The following is a 20938-nucleotide window of genomic DNA, read 5'->3' as shown; positions in this document are numbered from 1 at the left end:
TTTTTTGCGTGGACAAAGGGTTGGGGTTGGGCCGCAAGTAGCGCCGCCGACTTGTGACGAGAAAATCGATCCTTGCGATCGGTCCAAGGCACCTTGTCCTCATAGCAGGGGCGTCGGCGCAACGCTGAAGATTGCCGCTGTCTTTCGGGCACTTGCGACCTCCCCAATCCCTGTTCTCTTCTGCGCGTTCAGAAAATCTGATTGGGTTGACCTGAGACCATCAGGTGCCGTTAGGACGTGCGATGGGGTGTCAGGATCAGCGTCCGGCCCTCGACGCGCCAGCTTGAGAGCTGCGAGAGAAAATTCATGCCTATGATGTCCATGGACCCGAGCGCGGGTGAAATCACGACCTTGAGGTTGCGCGCATCGATGGGACCGACAGTCAGCCGATCGACCGATCCGGTCTGTGCGCGCACTGTGCCGTTTGCCGTCCGCAGCAGGACGGGCAAAAGGCCGACACCTGCCTCTACGCCGGCCAGACGCGCTGTTTCTGGTGACAGCGCCGTGATCGTCGCACCGCTGTCGATCAACATCGGCCGCTCAACCCCGTTAATATGTACACGCGCCCAGAAATGTCCGTCGGACCGCATCGCGATGCGGACCGCGTTGCCGACGATCTGCTGGTCGTCGAGGCCCAGTTGCTGGGTAAGGCGGACCAGCGTAGGATCGTAAGGCGCCTGTCGTACCAGCAGGAGCAGGCCCAGGGCGAGCATAGCTACCGAAAAGAGCGCGCGCAGCAGCCGACCGACGAAAGGTATGCGAAATAACAGGAGGAGCACGAGCGCAGCCCCCAGCGCATAGCCACCAATCTGCAGCCATTCTGGAGTGATGCTGATATCGCTTGGGACTCTGAACCGCGGCGACAGGCTCATTGGCGCGGCGAGGTCCGCCGTGGACGGGAGGGCGTGATCTGCCAAATGGTGTTCGACAGATCGTCGGCAACCAGCAGCGCGCCATGCACCGGGTCAAAGGCAACACCGACCGGGCGCCCGCGCGCATGCCCGTCCTTCAGAAAGCCCGTCAGGAAATCGACTGGCTTTCCCGAGGGCCGCCCATTGACGAAGGGGATCCACACAACCTTGTATCCTGAAAGATCCTGACGGTTCCAGCTGCCATGTTCGCCCACAAAGGCGCCCTGCGCAAAAGCGGGGCCGAGCCCGCCGCCGGTCGTAAAGCTAAGGCCCAGCGCCGCAACATGCGAGCCTAATGCATAATCGGGCGGGATGGCTTTGCGGACCATGGCCGGATCCTGCGGATGGACACGCGGATCGGCATTACCTCCCCAATAGCTATAGGGCCAACCATAGAACGCGCCCTGCCGCACAGAGGTCAGATAGTCGGGCACCAGTTGCGGACCCAGCTCGTCACGTTCGTTGGCGACCGTCCAGAGCTGTTGCGTCTGCGGATTGATGGCCAGCGCCGTGGGATTGCGGATGCCCGTCGCATAGGTGCGCTGTGTCCCGGTTATGCGGTCGATTTCCCAGATCCGGGCACGGTCTTCTTCAACAGCGAGGCCGCGCTCGCCGATATTGCTGTTCGAGCCAATACCAACGTAGAGCGTGTTCCCATCGGGGCTTAGCGTCATCGCCTTGGTCCAGTGATGGTTAATGCGGGAAGGTAACTTGATTACCTCTTCGCCTGGCACAGTGATCCGTGTCGTGCCGTCCCGATAGGCAAAACGGATCACAGCATCCTGATTGGCAACGTACAGGCTGCCCTTTGTGAAGGCGAGACCATAAGGTGCGTTCAATCCGGTGATGAACGTCGATTGGACTTCCGCCTTGCCGTCGCCATCGGCGTCGCGCAGCAAGGTGATGCGATTGCCTCCCTTGACCGACGTTTTGCCCAGGCTTTTGATATAGCCGGCGATCACATCCTTGGGCCGCAATAAGGGCGCCGATCCGCCCGAACCTTCGGCGACGAGAACGTCACCATTGGGAAGAACCAGTATCTGGCGGGGCACCTTGAGGCCGGTTGCAAGCGCCGTGACCCTAAACCCAGGCGGAGCGGTCGGGGCGCTGCCGTTCCAGCCTTCCGGCGTCGCTATCTTCATGGGGGGGATCAATGTTTCGCGGGTGTCCGGAAGGTCGGGTCGCGAACCGGTCTGGTCGAGACCGGCCGTGCTTCTGCCGCAGGAGGTGAGGGTGAGTGCCATAGTCAGCGCCAGAAAGCGGCGCGTACGTGCGTGAACGGTCATCGTGCGATCTCCTGCAGCGGCGCATGGGCGATCCATCCCGCGGCGAGCGCAAGACAGGCGCTGGCGATCGAAAGGACAAGGCCGAGCGTGCCAACCGAGCTCCAGGCGTCACGGCTATGCTGAAAGGCGTTTACAAGGCCCGCTAGCCACATGCCGCCCAGCATGGCAGCGTAAAAACGTGCGCGGCGTCCGATTGGAGTGCGGCGTCGTGCTATGGCAAGGGTCAGCGCCCAAACCAGAGTGAACCCTCCAAAAACAAGCGCGCCGACAAGATGCCAGGACGCAAAATTTGACCACTGCATCTCTGCAGACTTCAGATAGGCAATGTCGCTAAGGAGGGCAGCAACAAAGAAGGTGACCGGAAAGGCCAGCAGAAGGGCGTGCAAGGGATGCAGGAACGGCCGGGGGGCAAGCGGGCGATGAGACAAGGGTTTTTCCTAAAAAGGCAGGATAGGAGTGTCGGAATTCACAATGCCCGGGAACGCCCTTTGGTTGCCTGACTTTGCCGCAGACAGGTACTTGGTCAACGATCCTCTATTGAGCATAAGGGGAACGACTTCGTGCCGAAGGCACTTCTGTCTGCGTGAAAATCGCGACCTACAATGTGAACGGCATCAATAGCCACCTTGCCGTGCTGCTGCGCTGGCTTGAACTGGCCGAGCCGGACGTGGTTTGCCTGCAAGAACTGAAAGCGCCCGATGCTGGGTTCCCCGAGGCCGCCATCCGCGATCTTGGCTATGATGTAATCTGGCAAGGACAGCCGCGCTGGAATGGCGTGGCGATCCTCAGCCGGGTCGGGGACATCCACGAAACCCGCCGCGGCCTCCCCGGCGATGCGGACGACAACCAGAGCCGTTACATCGAGGCGGCGGTCAACGGCGTCCTTATCGCAGGCCTCTACCTTCCCAATGGCAATCCCCGGCCAGGCCCCAAGTTCGACTACAAGTTGCGCTGGTTCGAGCGCTTGCATGATCATCTGGTAGGCCTCTACGCACTGGATGCGCCCGTCGTCGTCGCCGGCGACTTCAACGTCATGCCGACCGACCTGGATGTCTACGCGCCCGAGCGCTGGCGCGAGGATGCGCTGTTCGCGCCCGAGGTGCGGCAGGCTTATGCGGGCCTGATCGCACAGGGATGGACCGACGCCTTGCGCCATCTCCATCCTGACGAACGGATCTACACCTTCTGGAAATATTGGCGTCAGTCCTTCGAACGGGACGCCGGGCTGCGGATCGATCACATCCTGCTCAATCCACCAGCCGCCGCGCGGCTTGCCGCAGCCGACGTCGACCGTCGCCCGCGTGGCTGGGAAAAGACCAGCGACCATGCGCCGCTATGGGTTGAATTGGCCGCCAAGGCCAAACGTCGTGGTAAGAGCTAATCGTCTTCTTTGGCGACCTTCGCATACCAGTCTGCATAGGGGCCGGTGCGGGCGAGATGACGGTTGAAGTCAGGTGCGCCGTCGTCCCACCAGACCGGACCGCGTTCGCCAAGTGCGACCTTGGCGCGATCGACCGCGTCATGGGCCGCCTTTTCCGCCACGCGATCATTCGTTCGCTTTGCAACGCCAACGGCACGGCGGGCGTCCATAAGCGCGCCAACCAGGCGTTCGCGAAGCATAGGCTCGAGCGCGGGATTGCTCGTCCGCCACAGCCGCCCCCGCACGACGAAATAACGACCGTCGGGGGTCTTGGGATAGTCCTGCCCGCTCACTGTCTACGGTTCCGGTCGGAAAGGCTGCGAAAGGTGATCGACCATCGCGGCTGTTCGATGGGGGCAATGCTATGCTCCCAATGATGCCGCACTTCCCCGGACAGCTGATAAACCGAGCGGGGTGGAAGCGCGGCTTTCGCGCGTTCAAACCCATTGGCGGTCCGGCGTCGCAGCCGCAGGGTTGCTTCGTGTCCCAGCGATATGCCGACGACATGCGCAAAGACCGGGCGATCCTTGTGCCATCCGATCCCGGCGCCCGGATCGTATCGGATCAGCAGGGCCTGGACGAGGTCCGCCGGGCATAAGTCTGCGACCTGTGCCGCGCGCGCTCGGACATCGTCGAGCCATTCCGGCATCGGCTCAGTGGGCGCGAACAGGCCGGTCTCGAAATCATAGCGCCAGCCATAGGAACGGGTAAGCCGCTTGCCGGTCCATCGCTGGAAACGGAAAGGGCTGAGGCTGGTCTCTTCAATGTGGGCGATGAGCGCCGCTTCCTCGGCCGCCGAGAGAAAGGCGTCGTGCGTCGACAGCCCGGGCACGACAGGCGTTGCGAAGAGATCGAGCATCATGTTCCCCCTGGTTTTCCTTGGCGGCCCTGGGTACCGCTCGCGGCCCGCAGCAGCGTGCAGCGTGCCACGACAGGATCGTAGTCACCCCTGCTGGCGCGGCAGGTCAGCGTCTTGCCCATCACGATCCGTTCGAGGCGGCTCTTGGCGTCGATCCCGCCGGGTGCGTGCAGTGCCCGTGCATAGAAGCCAGCGAGCCGGACTTCGATCCAGCGTGCCGGCCGACCAGCGGGGCTGACGCACAGGCCGTCGCTATCCCCGACATAGCCCACCGGACCAGAGAAAGCGCAGCCCATAAACGGCAGCACAGCTTCACACGGATCGGCAAGTGCCGGTGAGGCCCGGGCGCCTGCGGCACAGGTGGCGATGATGGCGATGATGGCGATAGTGCCGTTCATGGTGCTGGGGATATAGGAAGCGTGTCTTCTCATTTCACAGTAGCGCCCCTGCTGCGGACCTGCCGGACGATGCCGTTATAGGCGGCGTGAAGTCCCTGGCTTCGACCGATGTCGTGATCCGATCCGGCCGCTTCCCAGAAGGAGACCAGCCAGTCGTCGGCGACCCAAGGCCGCAGGTTCCAGAGCGCCAGGGCGACACCGCGCGACTGCGTCTGTCCCCGTGCTGCGGTCGCTTCGCGAAGGACGTTGAGGGCGCGGCTGATCGTGCCCGCCGTGCGTGGGTCGGTATTAATGGAAGTCATGGCTGCGGATGCGGAGAATCTCTTCCTGCTCCTGGATGTTGCCGAATGGCGGCGACGCGCCTGTGCGGGCCTTGGGGAATGTGGGGTCGCGCGGGTCGGGACCGCCGCCGCTGGTCGCGCCATCGCCATGCCCTGGCATCACCTTGAAATCTCGTCCGGCGATCGACCGCAGCATTGGATCGTGGTCGGTGATGCGATCGCAGATGACATGGATGACTTCGCCTTCCTTCTGAAGCCGCCCACGCATTGCGATCATCGAAGCGGACATGACCTGACGGCGATAGATTTCGAAGCGATCTGGCCACAGAATTCCTTGTGCGACACCGGTCTCGTCCTCGATCGTCACGAACAGCACGCCCTTGGCCGAACCGGGGCGCTGGCGCACGAGAATGACGCCAGCGACCTCGACATTGCGGCCGTCGCGGATCAAGGCGAGATCGGCGCATGTGACCATGCGCATGGCGTCCAGTTCGGCCCTAAGGAACTGGAGCGGATGCCCGCGCAGCGAAAGGCCGATCGATCGATAGTCCTCGACCACTTCGCGACCCTGGGTCATCGCCCTGAGCGAGACTGTCGGCTCCATGCCCTCGGGCAAGAAACCGCCCTCCCGTGCATCGGCGGCAGCAAAAAGTGGCAGCGGTGCCTCGCCGAGGCCCTTCACCTTCCACAGTCCCTGGCGGCGATTCTCGGCGAAGCAGTGGAAGGCGTCGGCCTCCGCCAGCTTTTCGATCGCGGCGCGCGGCGTGCCAGCGCGGCGCCAGACGTCCTCGACATTGTCATAAGGGGCTGGGCCACGGGCGCCGACGATCGCCGCGCCATGGCCGTTGGCAAGCCCGAGAATCTGCCCAAGGCCAAGGCGCACGGCCATGTATCGCCCGTCGGTCGGTTCAAGCGTGCAGTCCCAATGGCTGTGGTTGACGCAGACAGGCCGCACTTCGACGCCATGCTTGCGGGCATCGGCAACGATCTGCGCTGGCGCATAGAAGCCCATGGGCTGCGCGTTGAGCAAAGCAGCGCAAAAGACGTCGGGGTGATGATGCTTCATCCAGCAGGACGCATAAGCGATCTTGGCGAACGACGCTGCGTGGCTCTCGGGAAAACCGTAGGAGCCGAACCCCTCGATCTGCTTGAACGTCCTCTCGGCAAAATCCTTGGGATAGCCGCGTTCGATCATGCCTCCCACCAATTTATCGTAGAAATGGCTGACTCCCCCTGTAAGCTTGAACGTTGCCATGGCCCGGCGAAGCTGGTCCGCTTCCGCTGGCGTGAACCCGGCGCCGACGATCGCAACCTTCATCGCCTGTTCCTGGAAAAGTGGCACGCCCAGCGTCTTTTCGAGCACCGCGCGCAGTTCGGGGCGGGGATATTCCGGCTTCTCCTTGCCCTCGCGGCGTCGCAGATAAGGGTGGACCATGTCGCCCTGGATGGGGCCCGGCCGCACGATCGCCACCTCGATCACGAGATCGTAGAATTCACGCGGTTTCATGCGCGGGAGCATCGACATCTGCGCGCGGCTTTCGATCTGGAACACGCCAAGCGTGTCGGCTTTCTGGATCATCGCATAGACGGCCGGATCGTCGTCCTGCAGGTCGGCCATGCCGACCGTGATGCCCTTTTCTTGCTCGAGGAGAGTGAAGGCGCGATTCATGCAGCCGAGCATGCCAAGGCCCAGAATGTCCACCTTCATGAACTTGAGCGCATCGATATCGTCCTTGTCCCACTCGATGATCTGCCGGTCCTCCATCCGGGCCGGTTCGATCGGCACGAGATCGTCGAGCCGGTCGTGGGTCAGCACGAAGCCGCCGGGATGTTGCGAGAGGTGGCGCGGTGTGCCGATCAACTGGCGTGCCAGCTCCAGCGTCAGCTTGAGGCGATGATCGTCGGCGTTGAGGTTGAGGCTTTCGACCTGTTCCTGCGGGATACCATCCATGCTCCAACCCCAGACGAGGCCCGTCAACATCTTTGTCAGGTCTCGCGGCAGTCCTAGCGCCTTGCCGACCTCAGCCACCGCGCCCCGGGTGCGATAGCGCGTGACGACGGCCGTCAGCGCCGAGCGGTGACGGCCATAAGTCTCGTAGATCCACTGGATGATTTCTTCGCGCCGCTCATGCTCGAAGTCGACGTCGATGTCGGGCGGTTCCTTGCGCTCGCCCGACACGAACCGCTCGAAGAGCAGCTCATGCTGGATCGGGTCGATCGAAGTGATGCCGAGCAGGAAGCAGACGCAGCTATTCGCAGCGGACCCGCGCCCCTGGCACAGGATGCCGCGCCGTCGGCTTTCGGCAACGATGCTGTTCACCGTCAGGAAATAGGGCGCATAGCCAAGCCGGGCGATGAGCCTGAGCTCATGGTCGATCTGGTCGCGATAGCGCTGCGGGACGCCGTCTGGAAAACGCTCCGACGCGGCCTTTTCGGTGAGGCAGGAAAGCGCCTCCTGCGCCGTGCGGCCCTCCATCACCTGCTCATAGGGATATTGGTACTCGATCTCGCCGAGGTCGAAGCGACAGATGCCAGCGATATCGGCGCTGGCCTGGATCGCATCGGGGAAGGCCGCGAACCGACGCTCCATCTCCTGGGGTGACTTGAGGTTCCGGTCCATGAACCGCTCGCGCCGAAAGCCCAGTTCCTCGACCTGGCACTTCTCGCGGATCGCGCTCATGACATCCTGTAACGGGCGGCGTTCGGGCGTATGATAGAGCACATCGCCGGTCGCGACCGCACGCAGGCCTGACGTGCGGATCATATCGTCCAGCAAATGCAGTCGGGCGACATCGTCGGGCCGCCGCCGGAACGACAGGGCCGCATAGCCCCGCATACCGAAAACCCGACGCATGTCATCGAGCTGCGCTGCGGTGACGGCATCGGGCGTGTCGGGCAGAAGGATGCCGATCATGCCCTCGGCGTGGGCGGCTATGTCTGCAAGATCAAGAAGGCACAAGCCCTTGCCGCCGCGCGCTTTGCCGATCGACAGCAATCGGGTCAGTTGCGACCAGGTCGCGCGGTTGGTCGGATAAGCCAGGAGCGCATGACCCTCGCGCGTGTCGATACGGGCGCCCGGTATCATCCGGCAGCCGGTGGCTTTCTGGCCATCCCAACCCCGCACGACGCCCGCGACCGAACCCCGGTCCACCAGGCCCAGCGCGCGATGGCCGAGCAATGCGCCGGCGGCGAACAATTCCTCGGGCGACGATGCACCGCGCAGAAACGAGAAATGGCTGGTGACCTGGAGTTCGACGTAACGCGTTTGAGGGTTGCCCATCAGCCGAAGACCCCGTGCATATACCAGCTCAGATCGCCGGTCGGGCCATCGATGCCATCGCCGCGACGGAACACCCAGAATCGCGCGCCGCCCTCGGCCTCGACCCGGAAATAGTCGCGGACAGCCCAAAGCTCCCCAGGCCGGCGCCACCACTCGCCATGTATGCGTTCCGGTCCATCACCCGCGATTACGCGATAATCCTGCCGCCGCCATGTGAACCGGCGCGGCGGATGATCAGGCAGCAATGCGATGACATTGCGCAATATCTCGGGACGGGGCAGCAGGCGTGTGGGTCGCTTCCATATCGGCCAGCCTTGCGGCTCGGTAAGTGGCCCGACCCGCTTGACAGCGCGTTCGGGCACGTCGCTTTCCTGGCTCGCGAGGCGGAACAGTGCAGACGCCCCGGACCGGCCGATAAGCTGATCGACCAGAAGCGTGAGGTCCGGCGATTGTGTGCGATCCTCCAGCAACCCTGCCACCGCACTGGCGCCGAGCGGCTCGCTATGCGGCACCGCGAGGTGCATGGCTTCGATACCCAGGCCTGGCTCGATTTCGGCAAGCTTCAGCGCGAACATGCGCTTGAGATGCTTTGCGTCCCGCGTCGCCTGGGAAGCGCCAACCCCGATATGCTGGACCGCGCTATCGACCCGGTCGAGCGCCAGAGTGATCTTGCGTGCGCCCAGCCCGCGCAGGCGCAGCACTGGCACGAGATCGTCGACGAGGTCGGATATGACCTGGGTGATGCTTTCGGGCGTGCCGATCGGTTCGAGCAGTCGGCGCGTCACCCTGGGGTGTTCGAACGCTATGACCGGTATGATTGGCTCGGCGACCATGCCGCGGGCCTGGTCGAGCCGCTCGACGGTCGCAAGGCCCAGCCGACGCGCCAGCGGCCCGCGTGGCATCGAGTAGAGATCGCCGATATTTTCGAGCCCGAACCGCGCTGCCGACAGCAGCGCACCCGGCGCGAGCCGCAATGCCGCCAAGGGCAGGGGCCCGAGCGCCTCTGCTTCATGGCCCGGCGGCAGCAGGATGATCGGTGCACCGCCATGGCGCGCCAATGCATGGGCTGCCCCAGGCGTGCCAGCGATCGCGATCTGGGCACTGAATCCCAGACGTTTGAGGAAGCCAAGCAACCGGCGGCAGAAGCGTGCCTCGCCGCCGAACAGGTGCGTCGTGCCGGTAAGGTCGAACCACAGGCCGTCCGGTCCCGAAACGGCAGCCATGGGGGTCCATTTGCGGACAGCATGCAGTGCGAGACGGTCAAGCCAGGCACGATCGGCATCGGGCTCGGCGTCCAGGACCTCTAGGCCGGAAACCAGCGCGCGAGCGTGGGCAGCAGCCATTCCAGGGTGCAGGCCTAACTCCAGAGCCTGAAGGCAGGCGGCGGTCACGACGTCTTTCTGTCCAGTGCGGGCGATCAGGATCGTGGGCGTGCCCCAAAGATTTGACCACGTCAGCGGTGCCGGTGCCTTCGATGGGCTCGATGCGCCATCATCGCCACGCAGCGTGCGGAAGGGCGGGTCGGCAGCTTCGCTGCGTCGGCCCATCTCGCGCATTGTCGGGCGCTGATGTGCCGCGAGCCGGTCGATGTCCGCCGCATTCGGCTTCGCGACGATCGCCTTGTCCCGCGCCCATCGCGCGCCCGGGCGCCAGCCTCCGCCGCGGGGAACTGAGCAAGCGCCAGCATTGTCGTCGACCGGAGGCGCGAGCGCTGCGGCGATGAGCCGCAGCGCGTCAGGCGGCCTGGGCGACCGCTCTTCCGCGCGCAGCCGCTCGATCGGGAGCTGCGGCAGGAAGAGCGAGGCGACCCTGTTCATCGCAGGCCTCCAGTTCGAGAGAAAAGGGATTACCGGCACGCTGGCGGGCCAATTCGACTGACCAGCGGGACCGGCCAAGACCGGGGAAAGGCAATCGCGCAGACTCGACACAGCCGATCCGCCACCGCGTCATCGCTGCCGACACTGTGCGCAAGGGACAGCGCTCGCGGGTGCGATGGCGGCGAAAGAGCAATATGGGTGTTCGTCCGTCCGATGCCGCAAGCTGGAGCCGTCGGGTAGCGGTCATGTCCGCCGCCTTTACCTCAGCGATCACGCAGGCGAGCGAGCCGTCTCGCAGGCCATCTTCGGCCATCGCCAGCACCTGCGTGTCCTTGCTGCCCTGTGCATACAGGATGCGACCGGGGCAAAGCCCGACCTGCTCCAGTCCCGGCGCGTAAAGGTCGAACTGTGAGAGTGCCCAGAGCACTGTATCGCCGCGCTTGCTCGCAAATCTGGCAGCTATGCCAGCTGCAAATAGCGTCGCGGCTGCATCGTCATTGAGACTAGCAGTCGCCGCCGCGATTTCGTGCAGCCCCGCGCTTGCAAGACCGCGATCGGCAAGCCGATCGTCCACGGCTGCGATGCCGAACGCCAAGGCTGGCCCGCGCGTCTCGTTGGCGCTCGAAAGCGCGGCGCGTAGCGACGCAATTTGTTCGGCCGAGGGCCGATCGGGCAAGGATAGAGAGGAGGGCATAGGCTGGGATACGACTCATATGTTCCCTTTATGTTCCTATGAGTCCGGTCTGCCGTCAAGTCGGTTGCGGTGAGCGGGGGGCAAGACCATGGGATCGCCGCTATCCGGGTCATTCTGCAAGACGCGGGAGGATATGATCAACATAGCAGCACGCCAACAGCCGCAGGCCTGGCTAGCTTGCCATCAGCACAGGCGGCGCTTACGCGGCAAAGGCAATTCACGAAGATCGCAGTCCTGCAATGACGCATGTCCCAGTATAAGAGCGGATGCAACGGACATGGCGGCGCTTGTATCTACCGGCAATGAGCGGCAGGCGCGGTTCGAGCCGGTGCCGGCGCTCCGCAGCAGCGTGTCCTCGGCCGGTTGTACCAGTCTATTATTGCGTCGCTATCGACGAGATGACCATTCGTATCGGTCCCGCTTGATCTTTGGTCCTTATGAAACGTGCCAACCATATTTGGACAGGTAAATTCGATACCCCCCCTTGGGCGGCGATGGCATGTCCAGGCGATCGCATGCCGAGGGCGGCAGGCCCCCTTCACTGATGGTGCAGCGTCTTCTCGAACCCTGCATGTGCCTTCGTCATCTTGGCGAGCTTCCTGAGATGGGTGCGAACATGCCGTTCGAACCGGGCATCGTCATGGATGCCTGTCACAGGATATTCCTCCTGGCTGATGAGTTCCTTGACGCGCTTGGCGAACAGGACTTGTACATTCGTGCAATCGGCATTCTTCAGCGCGCGGCAGACCCATTCCTCTGCGGCGGCCTTGTCATAATCGTCGCGCGCTTCGTAGCCACGCCGGTCCGCTGCAGCCTGATCCAGCCTTGAGGCTTCACACCGGCGCTCAAGCCATTTGCGGACCTGTGCTCCATCCCATGGCGTCGATGCTTCGGTCATTTCTTTATCTTGTCCCCATTTGCTCCGGCGACCGCCGGTTTTCGACAAGGGGTCGATGAATGCGCTTGCCAATATGATGCGGAAGGTCGCATCGCGCTGGCTGAACCGTCATCAAGGCCCTTAAATCGAACCATGGCACGCAAGCATTCGAAATACGATCCCGGCGATCATCCCTCGCAGGAAGACGACGCTCCAGAAGCGGTGGTGACCTGCTGGCTATGCAGCCGCCCGACCGGCAAGACCATCGTTTGGCATCACCCCATACCCAAGAGTCGTGGCGGTCGCGATGTCGTGCCGATGCACGCTATCTGCCAGCAGACGCTGATAGCCAATTTCACCAATTCTGAACTGCAGCGCCACGGAATGGAGGTGGCGGGCATCCTGGAAAATGCGAATGGTCGCAAATTCGTCGACTGGGTAGCAAAGAAGGATCCGGACTTCACGGCCACCATCGCAAAGAAGCAACGCTGATTGCGCAGGTATAAGGGGCCTCAAGCGGTTACAGGTCCGGAAACCCAATAATCTTCGCGTCGCCAAGCTAAACCCGGCGGCAGGGCGGATGACGGATGCCGATTGGCCCTAGCAGCTATATCGTAGGTCGGGTCGGCGATGTGCTTTCGCACTGACGGTGCTTTACCAGATCAATCACGAGATGCGTCTTATAAACCACCGCTATTGCGCTCGGTCGCCTCCAAAAGTGCCGTTTGCCTGGTAAGTGCCATCGACACTGCGGACTTGAAATTCTCCGATTGTCGCGCCAGGCAGCGCTCGTGCGGTCGGAACATCCACCAGTTCTCCGCTCACTTTAGCTTGTCGGCTGTCGACCAGTAAAGACGTTCCGCCGTAGGCCAAACCCGTAGTACCGGATACCGCCAGCGGAATAGCCTGGAAGGCGCGCGCATCGAAGGCCAGGTCCATCGTACCTGTCCTCGCATTCAAGTCCCATTGCTGGGTGAAAGACCCGACCTTGACGGCCGCACTTGCGCTTGGGTCTGAAAGCACTGTGCCTATCGCATGTCCGCTGAAACTGACCGAACCCCTTATCGAAGAATCCGCGCCCACGTCGGCATTGTTGCCTGTAAATCGTTTACCTGCGACCCAGGTGGAGAGCGCGCTGTGGTTGCGACGCTCTGCCCCGGATGGGTCTGAGGGCAAGACATCACCAAAAAAGAAGCCCCACTGCAAATGCTGATACGAACCGATTGCTGCGCCTTGCGTGCCAAGGCCAGCCTTTACAGCGTCACCGGCGATCAAGGCGGCATTGCCTCCACCTGTCGTGCTCGCTGCCCCATATGCGCCATCTTTTATGAACGTGCTGAGGTCGCTTCCGGATCCGAAGTTCATGGTTCTGGCAGAACCGTCATTATAACTGATGCTGGCAGCGACCGTGTTGGCCACCGGATTGAGCGTGAGGTCCGAAATGGTGCCGAGATAAGGTTGCACCGTTACGCTTCCTGTCGTCCCAACCTTTTCGATGGCGCCGGCGACATAGCCTTGGAAAATAGCCGACGACGCCCCGTTAACCGTGTCGGCATCGCTTTGGCTGCTATATCCTGCAGCAAGTCGCAGGTAGCCATATTCGTCGGAGCTGCTGGCGCCGAGCTGACTGGCCTTGCCAGTAACAAGGCTGGACGAAGAATTGGCCGCACCCTCTAATACAAGGTATCCAGCATATCCGCTGCGCAACTGCGTGCCATTCCCCGGTTGCCAGTCGCGTCCGCCGCCGATTGCCGTTGCCGTCACCGGCCCCGCGAACAAGGTAGAGGCTCCAATGGTTGGTTGACTCGATCCGATTGTCGTCCCCTCCAAGGTCACCTTTGCACGCGGATCGCTGACGTTGATTGCCAAATTATCAGGGGGAACATCGTCATCGGGACCAGAATATGAATCGTCCTGGTAGGTTGGAATGCGGTCTGGGTAGCCGGCATTGTCGTAGACTAGCGTGCCAAATGTCGCCGATACGGACACGGAGGTTCCGTTAGCCGATGCACCAAGATCGGCGTGGAACAGGCGAGACGTGGAAAGGTTCCCACCCGCCGCCGGATTGGCTACAAGAACATTGGTCTGGACGATGTTTGCGATGGGTACGTCGCCGGCGCTATTTTGCGGCAAAAATGCCCGGAAATTGAGGGTTGATGTAGGCTGTCCAGTAAGTTGGACAGCGTCCTGCGCAGACAGTCCGCGGCTGAGGCCGAAGGTATCGATGGTCGCCCCGCCGGTGCGTGTTTTACCGACGTCGCCCGTTGCAAACAATATGGACCGGCCAGCCTGATCAAATATCTGCGCAAAAAGAAAATTGTCGAGCGCACGGCCCCCCAATTCGTTTTCCGCGCCTGTGCCGCCGAACCCGCTCCGCAACGTGACAGAAGAATGTGTGCCGGTACGTGAAAAGCCATTACCGCTATCTGCATCGACGATATCCACGGTTATGATGCTGTCCAGGTAATCCGTCAGCGAATTTTCTACATCTTCGAATGTCGTATAATTTTTGTTCGCAAAGAAATCACTATAGTCGTTTTCATCGAACGAATTGAATGCGCTGGCTGCGACCTGTGAAGGCAAGTTGGACGTGCGAACGATCTGTCCGTCAGCGCCAAGCGCGTTAAAGGGCAGATAAGCCTGACCATCGGAAAAACTGCTGAAGAAATCGAGCCCAATAGTGGCGCCCAGAACGAGGACATTGCTCTCCAGATATCGGCTTTTATCGGGGACTTCCAGGTCGATCATGTAGACTTCGGTACTGCCGAATTGATCGCGCCGTATCGTCCGGCCTTGACTGTCTTCGTACCCCAGGCCCAAGCCCTGTGTATCGGTAAAAGTAACACCGCCGAAGGTTATCGAGACCGGAGGATCGAGGCCGACACCAGGGGTTATCGTATCGGGCGTTATCCTCACATCGATAAAGTCTCTGATGTCGTTGAAACCATTCAAAACAGACAAACCTGTTGAGACGGCATAGCTGATGTCTGAATTGCCAAACTTGGGAAGACTGGCGAGACCTGCCGAACCATAGTCAAAACTGCCGGACGGTAGCAGCCGGCTGGTTGTCAGCGACCGGGCGCGACTTGCGTACGCGCCAGTGCTGCCTCCCTCTCCGTTGAACCCGGCGCCGTAATCCGTGATCACGAAATTCTGTGCCACGACGATATCGTCCGCGTTATCGCCCGTGCTTCCGCTTCCACTTGACGCGACCACGCCCGTAGCAGGCAAGCCAAGCGCAAGCTCGCCTCCAGCGGGAACACCTACTGGCGTGTTACCGAACCCGATGGGCGTTGGTGTCGGCGTGGGTGTTGGCGTTGGCGTTGGCGTGGGTGTCGGCGTTGGCGTTGGCGTGGGTGTCGGCGTTGGTGTCGGCGTGGGTGTCGGCGTGGGTGTCGGCGTGGGTGTCGGCGTGGGTGTTGGCGTTGGTGTTGGTGTTGGCGCCGGTGTCGGCGTGGGTGTCGGCGTGGGTGTTGGCGTCGGTGTTGGCGTTGGTGTCGGTGTTGGCGCCGGTGTCGGCGTGGGTGTTGGTGTTGGCGTTGGTGTCGGTGTCGGCGCCGGTGTCGGCATGGGTGTTGGTGTCGGCGTTGGCGCCGGTGTCGGTGTCGGTGTCGGTGTTGGTGTTGGCTTCGGTGTCGGCGTGGGTGTTGGCGTCGCGTCCTGTGAGGCCACCTCGGTGCGAGTCAGCGATCCATCGTCGCTCTTTCTGGCGAGGGCTTCTGCTTCAGCGTCCGAGCCGCCTAGGATCCTGGCCAGCCCCCCAGACGTCAGGCCGGGATTGACTGCACTTGCGTCCGCGAATGCTTGCCCTTCAGGTTGCCGTCGTGGGCCCGAAGGGCTTCCGTCAGCGGACGTCCTGAGCTCAAAGCCGGGCCGCACAATCTCTTGTGTCTGTCCAGCGCCACTGGCAACCAACGGTCCACCAAGCAATAACGACGCGCGATCGCCTCCGGGCTCACGACTTATAAACATGCCCCCCGAACTGAGACGGAATGTCGTACCTCCCGACTGAACAGTCACAGGACCGCTGGCAGCCGCGTTTCCTGCCATAAGCCGCAACGATCCCGACTGTAGCGTGAGGGAAAGTGTCCCTTTTCCGTCGGCAAAGACATAACTGTCGATCACGATCTCGGATCCCGGCGCCAATACTATCGAGCCGCCGTCCGATAGCATGATCTCCAATGTCTCGCCCGCCTTGGCGCGCAGCGGTTCGGCCGTTGCCGTTGATCGTTCGATCCGGACGACCGTCCGCTGGGCTTCGGCCTTGAGCTGCTGCGTCACGGGAGGTGTGTCGGCGTGTGCCGGAATGGTCGCCAATGCAGCCAGGCACGCGCCGGACATCAGCACCCTCAATGCTGTTGAAGTGCGACGAAAACGGAATGGAACAGCCTGAAATTCAGTCATGTCGTTTTACCTCGGTTACACAAGGGCGTCAAAAACGGTAGCTAACGCCAACCGCGCCAAGGGTGTTCTTGTAGTCGTAGTTGGGCAGATTGGACGTGTTCCAGGCTTGCGAGGCACGCAAATCCATCGACAGCCTCTGGGTCATTGGAATGCTGAGCAGCAGCTCCAGATCAAACCTGTCTTCGTCTCGCTTTTTTAAAGCATCGACCAGGGGATCGGCGGCATCATAGTCGCTGCGTCGATAGCTTCCGTTGGCGCGCAATAATACGCTCTTCGCCCCCGCTCCGAAGGCATACAGCGCTCCCACCTGGCCGCCAAAGGTTGACCGGCTCCAATAGCTGCGATTGGCATCAACATGTTCGAACAGGCCGCCGACGGTCACCCGCATACGGGCGGAGAGCTGTTGCGTCAGATCGAGCGAACCGCTCGTATAGGTCCCGCCTTGTTCTTCTGCTGTCGGACGGCGTCGGGAATTATGAAAATCGCGTTTCTCAACGGAGATCTGCCCGGCGATGTTTGTGACGATAGACGGACGAAAGAGAAATTCGACACCGCCCCCTAGGGCTCCAAAATAGCGTGCATGTCCCAGCGCGAGGAATGTGCCTGTAACGACCGGACGAATGAAACCTGTCGGTGCATTTGCTGGTCCCGTAAAGAAGCGCGGCCCGATGCGGGCGTTCACATATGTCGCATCCAATTCAGTCGTATCATTATAATTGGTTTGCGAGAGAGCTATGTCGGCCATGATGTCGTTTCCGCGCTGACTGTTAAGGCCATATCGCAGCTGCAGCGAACCGCCCAACGAAGCAGAGACGTCCGTTCCGCGCGGAATATTAAGGTCGTCACCTGATATGATTATGGGAATGCCTCCAGCGCCCGCCACGCTGACTGCACCAGGTGAGCCATTTGGATTAGATTGTACCTGCGCCCCGGCAAACAGACTGCCCGATAGCGTGAAGCCGCCCAGTCCTCCGTTGGCGCTGCCCAGGGCAATCCGCGCACGCTCGCGCGCCAATCCCGGCGCATTGGGCGAATTCACTGCTTGGCGCAGATACGACTTGGCAAGATCGACATTGCCTGCCCGTAAATACAGCAGCCCAAGTTCCAGTTTGACGTTGTCGAGATCCGGGTTGTTCTGCAAGACCCGTTCCAACGCCGATATCGCACCGACAATGTTTCCTGCCGCAGCCGCATCTGCGGCATAGCGGAAAGACTGTTCGGCATCATCGGCATTGATCTTGGCAGCCGCAGTACTGTCAATTTCCTGAGCGTATAAGCCACTGGAACTAAACAATACTGCCAAAACCGCGGATACACAAACACTGCCCCCAAATACGCGCCGCACCGAGCTTCCTTTCATATGGAAATGAGCACAGAAACGGTCGCGCGACCCCCCGCCGACTCTTTTAGCCCTCGCCTTTGCGGCGATTTCATTATTCTGTAGATGAGAATGTAAATAATTCGCAAGCAAGATCTTACAGTTTGTTTCTGGTTCATGATACGGATGGCAATGCGAGGACGGCGAACTCTCTCCCTTTTCTGCGCAGCGTGCTTGGCGGAACCCTCCGTCACATACGGTAATCCTGTTGATCTTATCACAGCAGCGCGTGAAAGTGCCGCCCGTTGCGACATCACCACGGCATATGGCCTGAGCGTCGCAGCGCTCGCCGAAGCGCAGGATCAGTGGCGTCCTGACGATGCGCGCTTCCTTATAGCCCATCAAGATATTGCCACGTTCGCCAATCGTGGACTTGATTTCAAGCGAGCCGAAGACAGTGCACGAATTGCGCTGGGTTTCGCCACGCGCAAGGCGACTCCAAATGCACTGGAAAAGGCGCTGGTCACACAGAATCTTGCAGTCGCCCTGGCCGGGCAGGGAAAGCGCACCGAAGCGGCGATATTATTTGCACAACTCGTTGCAGAGATGGCCAAGTCGGGCACGCCCGAGATGATAGCCAATGCCGAGCTTGCCTATAGCGACTTCGAATATGGAGCCGGTCGTCCGTCTAGCGGTTTGCACCATGCGCAGAAGGCTGCAGCCGTTGCCGCAACGAATGCCATCGGTCCCGATCTAAAGGCGAACATCCTCCTTCGGTTGGCCGCTGCCTATCGCCGTACTTTGCTGTTCGATAAAGCCGCACAGGCACTGGCAGATGCACGCCGTTTGGACAGTCGGCTGGGGTCGTCTGCTCGGATTGCATTGATCAATGCTGATGTCGCCTATGAGAAAGGCCAACTCAATCAGTCGCTCAACGCGATTAGTGACATCGAACAATCGGCCCCGGCCTTTGACGCTTGCGATCCGACGTTGATGGCCGACGTTGCACAGCGTCGCGGTACTTTACACATGGTCCGGCGCGAACTTCCCGAAGCCGCCGCTGCATTTACCACAGCGTTAGCCCTGCTGAGCAAAATCAAACTTAACGACAATCAGCGCAGCGGAGAAATTACCTACGGGCTTGCCATCATATCGGGAATGTCGCGAGACTTCGATCAATCTGCGCGCCTCTTTGATAGCGCGGGCGCTTCCTTCCGCAAAATTTATGGAGGCGACAGCGAAGCAGAAGCGCTCGTGCTAATGGAAAAGGCATTGATGCTTGGCGAAGCGCAACGGGGTGCACAAGCCGTCGCAAGCGCGCGTGCAGCTCTCTCAATTGTGCTGGGCAAGGTTGAGCAGGGGCCGCTAACCCGTGCTTACGCACATGCATCGCTGGGATTGTCGCTCCAAAAGACCGGCCATGTGGCTGAGGCGGAAAGCGAGCTGAAGATGGCCCTGTCGGCTTTCGAACAGGCACGCGGCGCCAAATCGTTCGACCTTGGGCCGGGACTGCGTGCTCTGGGCACAATGGCGCAAGATCAGGGTAATCTTAGAGCCGCGGAAGCATATTTCATGCGGGCGCTGACGATAGAAAGGCGTTGGGGTGGCGACAGCGCCCTTTCTTTGGGGACGACCTTATCGAACCTCGCGGGCGTATTGGAACGGCGCGGTGATCATGACCAGGCACTCGCGCGAAGCGCAGAGGCCGTCGAGGTGCTGCAACGCAGATTGGCGATCGGGGAAGCGCGCCCTTGGAATGACGCACAGGCTGAACGCATCGCGGCGCGTTCCATTCTGACGAATGATCTGGCGTTGGCGACGTCTGGTCTGAAGCCCGATGACATTAGCGAAGATCCGCAATTGGTAGCGCTCATGCTGGCGGCGGCGCAACTCGCCAATGCCACCACAACGGGAGGCGCCATCGCGCAAATGACGTCGAGGCTGCAAACAGGCAATCCAGCGCTCGGCGCACTTCTTGGGCAACGCAATGATCTATCGGCAGAATGGCGCGCCATACAGGATGCGCTCGTTGGCAGTCTTGCGCAAAGCGCCGGCGACGATGACGGGATGCGAGATAGCTTACTGACGCGACAGCAGGCAGTTGCGACACAGTTGAGCAAAATCGATGGCCAACTCCTTGCCCGCGATGCCAAGCTCGACCTTCTGATCAAGTCTCGCGTCGTCACACTCGCTGCCATTCAGCGCGCGTTGAAACCCAGGGAAGCGCTGATCAGTTTTACGCCCGACGCCACCGCCACCTTCGTTATCGTGGTGACGCCCACCAGGACCGTGGCTTTTCGTTCCACACTTACGCAATCCCGGACTGCCGAACTGGTGGCCAGCGTACGCTCCGCACTTGACCCCAATCGCTGGCGCGCAGAGCTTCCGATATTCGATGTTGAAGCGGCTTATCGTCTTTATTCGGCGCTGATTGCGCCTGCCGCATCGGCATTAGCGGACATCGATGAATTGATCACGGTTACTGAAGGGCCAATGGCGAGCTTACCGCTTTCCGTTTTGCTAACCGCACCGCCGCCGGACATCATTGGCGACAAAGGCGAGTATCAATCCCTCCCGTGGCTCGTTCGGCGCTATGCCACAACGACCTATCCCTCAGTGGCGGCTATTGTCGCACTGCGTACTATGGCTGTCACCACAAACAGCACAAATACCATGTTGGGGGTAGGCGACCCAATTTTCCTCGGCAAGAAAGGCGGCAGCTTACAAAGTTCGCAAGTCCTGCGCAAACTCGGGCAAACCAGACTGGCAGATGTCAGTATTCTATCTCAGTTGGCCGCGCTCCCTGATACCCGTGCCGAGCTTACCACGATGGCGCAATCCTTTGGCACGGGGCGCTCACGCCTTATGCTAGGGATAGAGGCTACTGAAGGGGCCGTGCGCTCCACGCCGCTCGATGCGTACGGAACGATCGTATTTGCTACCCACGGTCTGGTAGCAGGGGAACTGTCCGGTTATGCCGAACCGGGGCTGGCTCTTACCCCGCCTTCGGTGCCTTCCGCATCGGATGATGGATTGCTCTCGGCTAGTGAGGTCGCGATGCTGAAGCTGCGCGCGCGATGGGTAGTCCTTTCCGCCTGTAACACCGCAGCGGGCGATGGCTCGCCAAGTGGAGAACCACTTTCCGGTCTGGCAAAATCGTTTTTCTACGCTGGCGCCAGGTCGCTGCTCGTCTCGCATTGGTCTGTCGACTCACAAGCAGCCGCCCGGCTGACGTCGCAAACAGTGGCGCTTGCAGCTAGCGGGCAGGCAGCAACAAGGGCGCTTCGCGATGCCGAGCTAGCGTTTATCAATGACGCTGACGGCAGTTATCGCACGCATCCTTTTTTTTGGGCCCCATTTGCCCTGATCGGCGACTAAAAGGGTATATTGTCG

The 20938-nt window shown here is 61.2% G+C and carries 17 protein-coding genes; 4 read left to right on the top strand and 13 right to left on the bottom strand.

Annotation, left to right across the window (positions count from 1 at the left end):
- Positions 1 to 230: 230 nt before the first annotated feature.
- From QMG56_RS19090 to QMG56_RS19080, 3 genes are read right to left on the bottom strand one after another with little or no spacing between them, the layout of a single operon-like run.
- Positions 231 to 872 (bottom strand): TIGR02281 family clan AA aspartic protease, encoded by a 642-nt coding sequence (locus tag QMG56_RS19090; RefSeq protein ID WP_281824117.1) that lies wholly within the window; start codon positions 870 to 872, stop codon positions 231 to 233.
- Entirely contained in the window at positions 869 to 2197 is a 1329-nt protein-coding gene (locus QMG56_RS19085; protein WP_281824115.1) for a sorbosone dehydrogenase family protein, read from the bottom strand. Before QMG56_RS19085 ends, QMG56_RS19090 begins: the two co-directional genes overlap by 4 nt.
- Positions 2194 to 2625: a DUF2231 domain-containing protein gene (locus tag QMG56_RS19080; RefSeq protein ID WP_281824114.1), complete on the bottom strand. Its 432-nt coding sequence runs from the start codon at positions 2623 to 2625 to the stop codon at positions 2194 to 2196. Before QMG56_RS19080 ends, QMG56_RS19085 begins: the two co-directional genes overlap by 4 nt.
- Before the next feature lie 155 nt (positions 2626 to 2780).
- Between QMG56_RS19080 and xth the strand changes: the two genes are divergently transcribed.
- Positions 2781 to 3578 (top strand): exodeoxyribonuclease III, encoded by a 798-nt coding sequence (xth, locus tag QMG56_RS19075; protein ID WP_281824113.1) that lies wholly within the window; start codon positions 2781 to 2783, stop codon positions 3576 to 3578.
- On the opposite strand, the gene QMG56_RS19070 is transcribed toward xth, so the two are convergent.
- The 8 genes from QMG56_RS19070 to QMG56_RS19035 form a co-directional block, all read right to left on the bottom strand.
- Positions 3575 to 3910 (bottom strand): hypothetical protein, encoded by a 336-nt coding sequence (locus QMG56_RS19070; protein ID WP_281824111.1) that lies wholly within the window; start codon positions 3908 to 3910, stop codon positions 3575 to 3577. The genes xth and QMG56_RS19070 overlap by 4 nt on opposite strands.
- Positions 3907 to 4479, bottom strand: a complete 573-nt coding sequence (locus QMG56_RS19065) for an alpha-ketoglutarate-dependent dioxygenase AlkB (RefSeq protein ID WP_281824109.1) — start codon at positions 4477 to 4479, stop codon at positions 3907 to 3909. Before QMG56_RS19065 ends, QMG56_RS19070 begins: the two co-directional genes overlap by 4 nt.
- On the bottom strand, positions 4476 to 4907 hold the full coding sequence (locus QMG56_RS19060) for a nuclease (protein WP_281824108.1): 432 nt from the start codon (positions 4905 to 4907) through the stop codon (positions 4476 to 4478). Before QMG56_RS19060 ends, QMG56_RS19065 begins: the two co-directional genes overlap by 4 nt.
- Positions 4904 to 5176 (bottom strand): hypothetical protein, encoded by a 273-nt coding sequence (locus QMG56_RS19055; RefSeq protein WP_281824106.1) that lies wholly within the window; start codon positions 5174 to 5176, stop codon positions 4904 to 4906. Before QMG56_RS19055 ends, QMG56_RS19060 begins: the two co-directional genes overlap by 4 nt.
- Positions 5163 to 8435 (bottom strand): error-prone DNA polymerase, encoded by a 3273-nt coding sequence (locus QMG56_RS19050; RefSeq protein ID WP_281824104.1) that lies wholly within the window; start codon positions 8433 to 8435, stop codon positions 5163 to 5165. The genes QMG56_RS19055 and QMG56_RS19050 overlap by 14 nt, the downstream gene beginning before the upstream one ends.
- On the bottom strand, positions 8435 to 10252 hold the full coding sequence (locus QMG56_RS19045) for a DNA polymerase Y family protein (protein ID WP_309298587.1): 1818 nt from the start codon (positions 10250 to 10252) through the stop codon (positions 8435 to 8437). Before QMG56_RS19045 ends, QMG56_RS19050 begins: the two co-directional genes overlap by 1 nt.
- On the bottom strand, positions 10170 to 10946 hold the full coding sequence (locus QMG56_RS19040; RefSeq protein WP_281824102.1) for an ImuA family protein: 777 nt from the start codon (positions 10944 to 10946) through the stop codon (positions 10170 to 10172). Before QMG56_RS19040 ends, QMG56_RS19045 begins: the two co-directional genes overlap by 83 nt.
- A 538-nt stretch (positions 10947 to 11484) precedes the next feature.
- Positions 11485 to 11844: a hypothetical protein gene (locus QMG56_RS19035; protein ID WP_281824100.1), complete on the bottom strand. Its 360-nt coding sequence runs from the start codon at positions 11842 to 11844 to the stop codon at positions 11485 to 11487.
- Positions 11845 to 11976: 132 nt separating this feature from the next.
- On the opposite strand from QMG56_RS19035, the gene QMG56_RS19030 reads away from it, so the two are divergent.
- Complete coding sequence (locus tag QMG56_RS19030) at positions 11977 to 12315, top strand: hypothetical protein (protein WP_281824098.1); 339 nt, start codon at positions 11977 to 11979, stop codon at positions 12313 to 12315.
- Positions 12316 to 12516: 201 nt separating this feature from the next.
- Here the strand turns inward: QMG56_RS19030 and QMG56_RS19025 are convergent, their stop codons facing one another.
- A complete protein-coding gene (locus QMG56_RS19025; protein WP_281824096.1) occupies positions 12517 to 15054 on the bottom strand; it encodes a hypothetical protein in 2538 nt (845 codons plus the stop codon).
- Between the two features lie 80 nt (positions 15055 to 15134).
- On the opposite strand from QMG56_RS19025, the gene QMG56_RS19020 reads away from it, so the two are divergent.
- A complete protein-coding gene (locus tag QMG56_RS19020; protein ID WP_281824094.1) occupies positions 15135 to 15605 on the top strand; it encodes a hypothetical protein in 471 nt (156 codons plus the stop codon).
- A 650-nt stretch (positions 15606 to 16255) separates the two neighbouring features.
- On the opposite strand, the gene QMG56_RS19015 is transcribed toward QMG56_RS19020, so the two are convergent.
- Positions 16256 to 17572: a porin family protein gene (locus QMG56_RS19015; protein ID WP_281824092.1), complete on the bottom strand. Its 1317-nt coding sequence runs from the start codon at positions 17570 to 17572 to the stop codon at positions 16256 to 16258.
- Between the two features lie 207 nt (positions 17573 to 17779).
- Here QMG56_RS19015 and QMG56_RS19010 point away from each other — a divergent pair, with 207 nt between their 5' ends.
- Positions 17780 to 20923 (top strand): CHAT domain-containing tetratricopeptide repeat protein, encoded by a 3144-nt coding sequence (locus QMG56_RS19010; RefSeq protein WP_281824090.1) that lies wholly within the window; start codon positions 17780 to 17782, stop codon positions 20921 to 20923.
- The last annotated feature ends 15 nt before the right edge of the window (positions 20924 to 20938 follow it).

Source organism: Sphingobium sp. BS19 (assembly GCF_027925545.1).
Taxonomy (GTDB): Bacteria; Pseudomonadota; Alphaproteobacteria; order Sphingomonadales; family Sphingomonadaceae; genus Sphingobium.
This window is presented reverse-complemented; position numbering and strand designations above follow the sequence as displayed.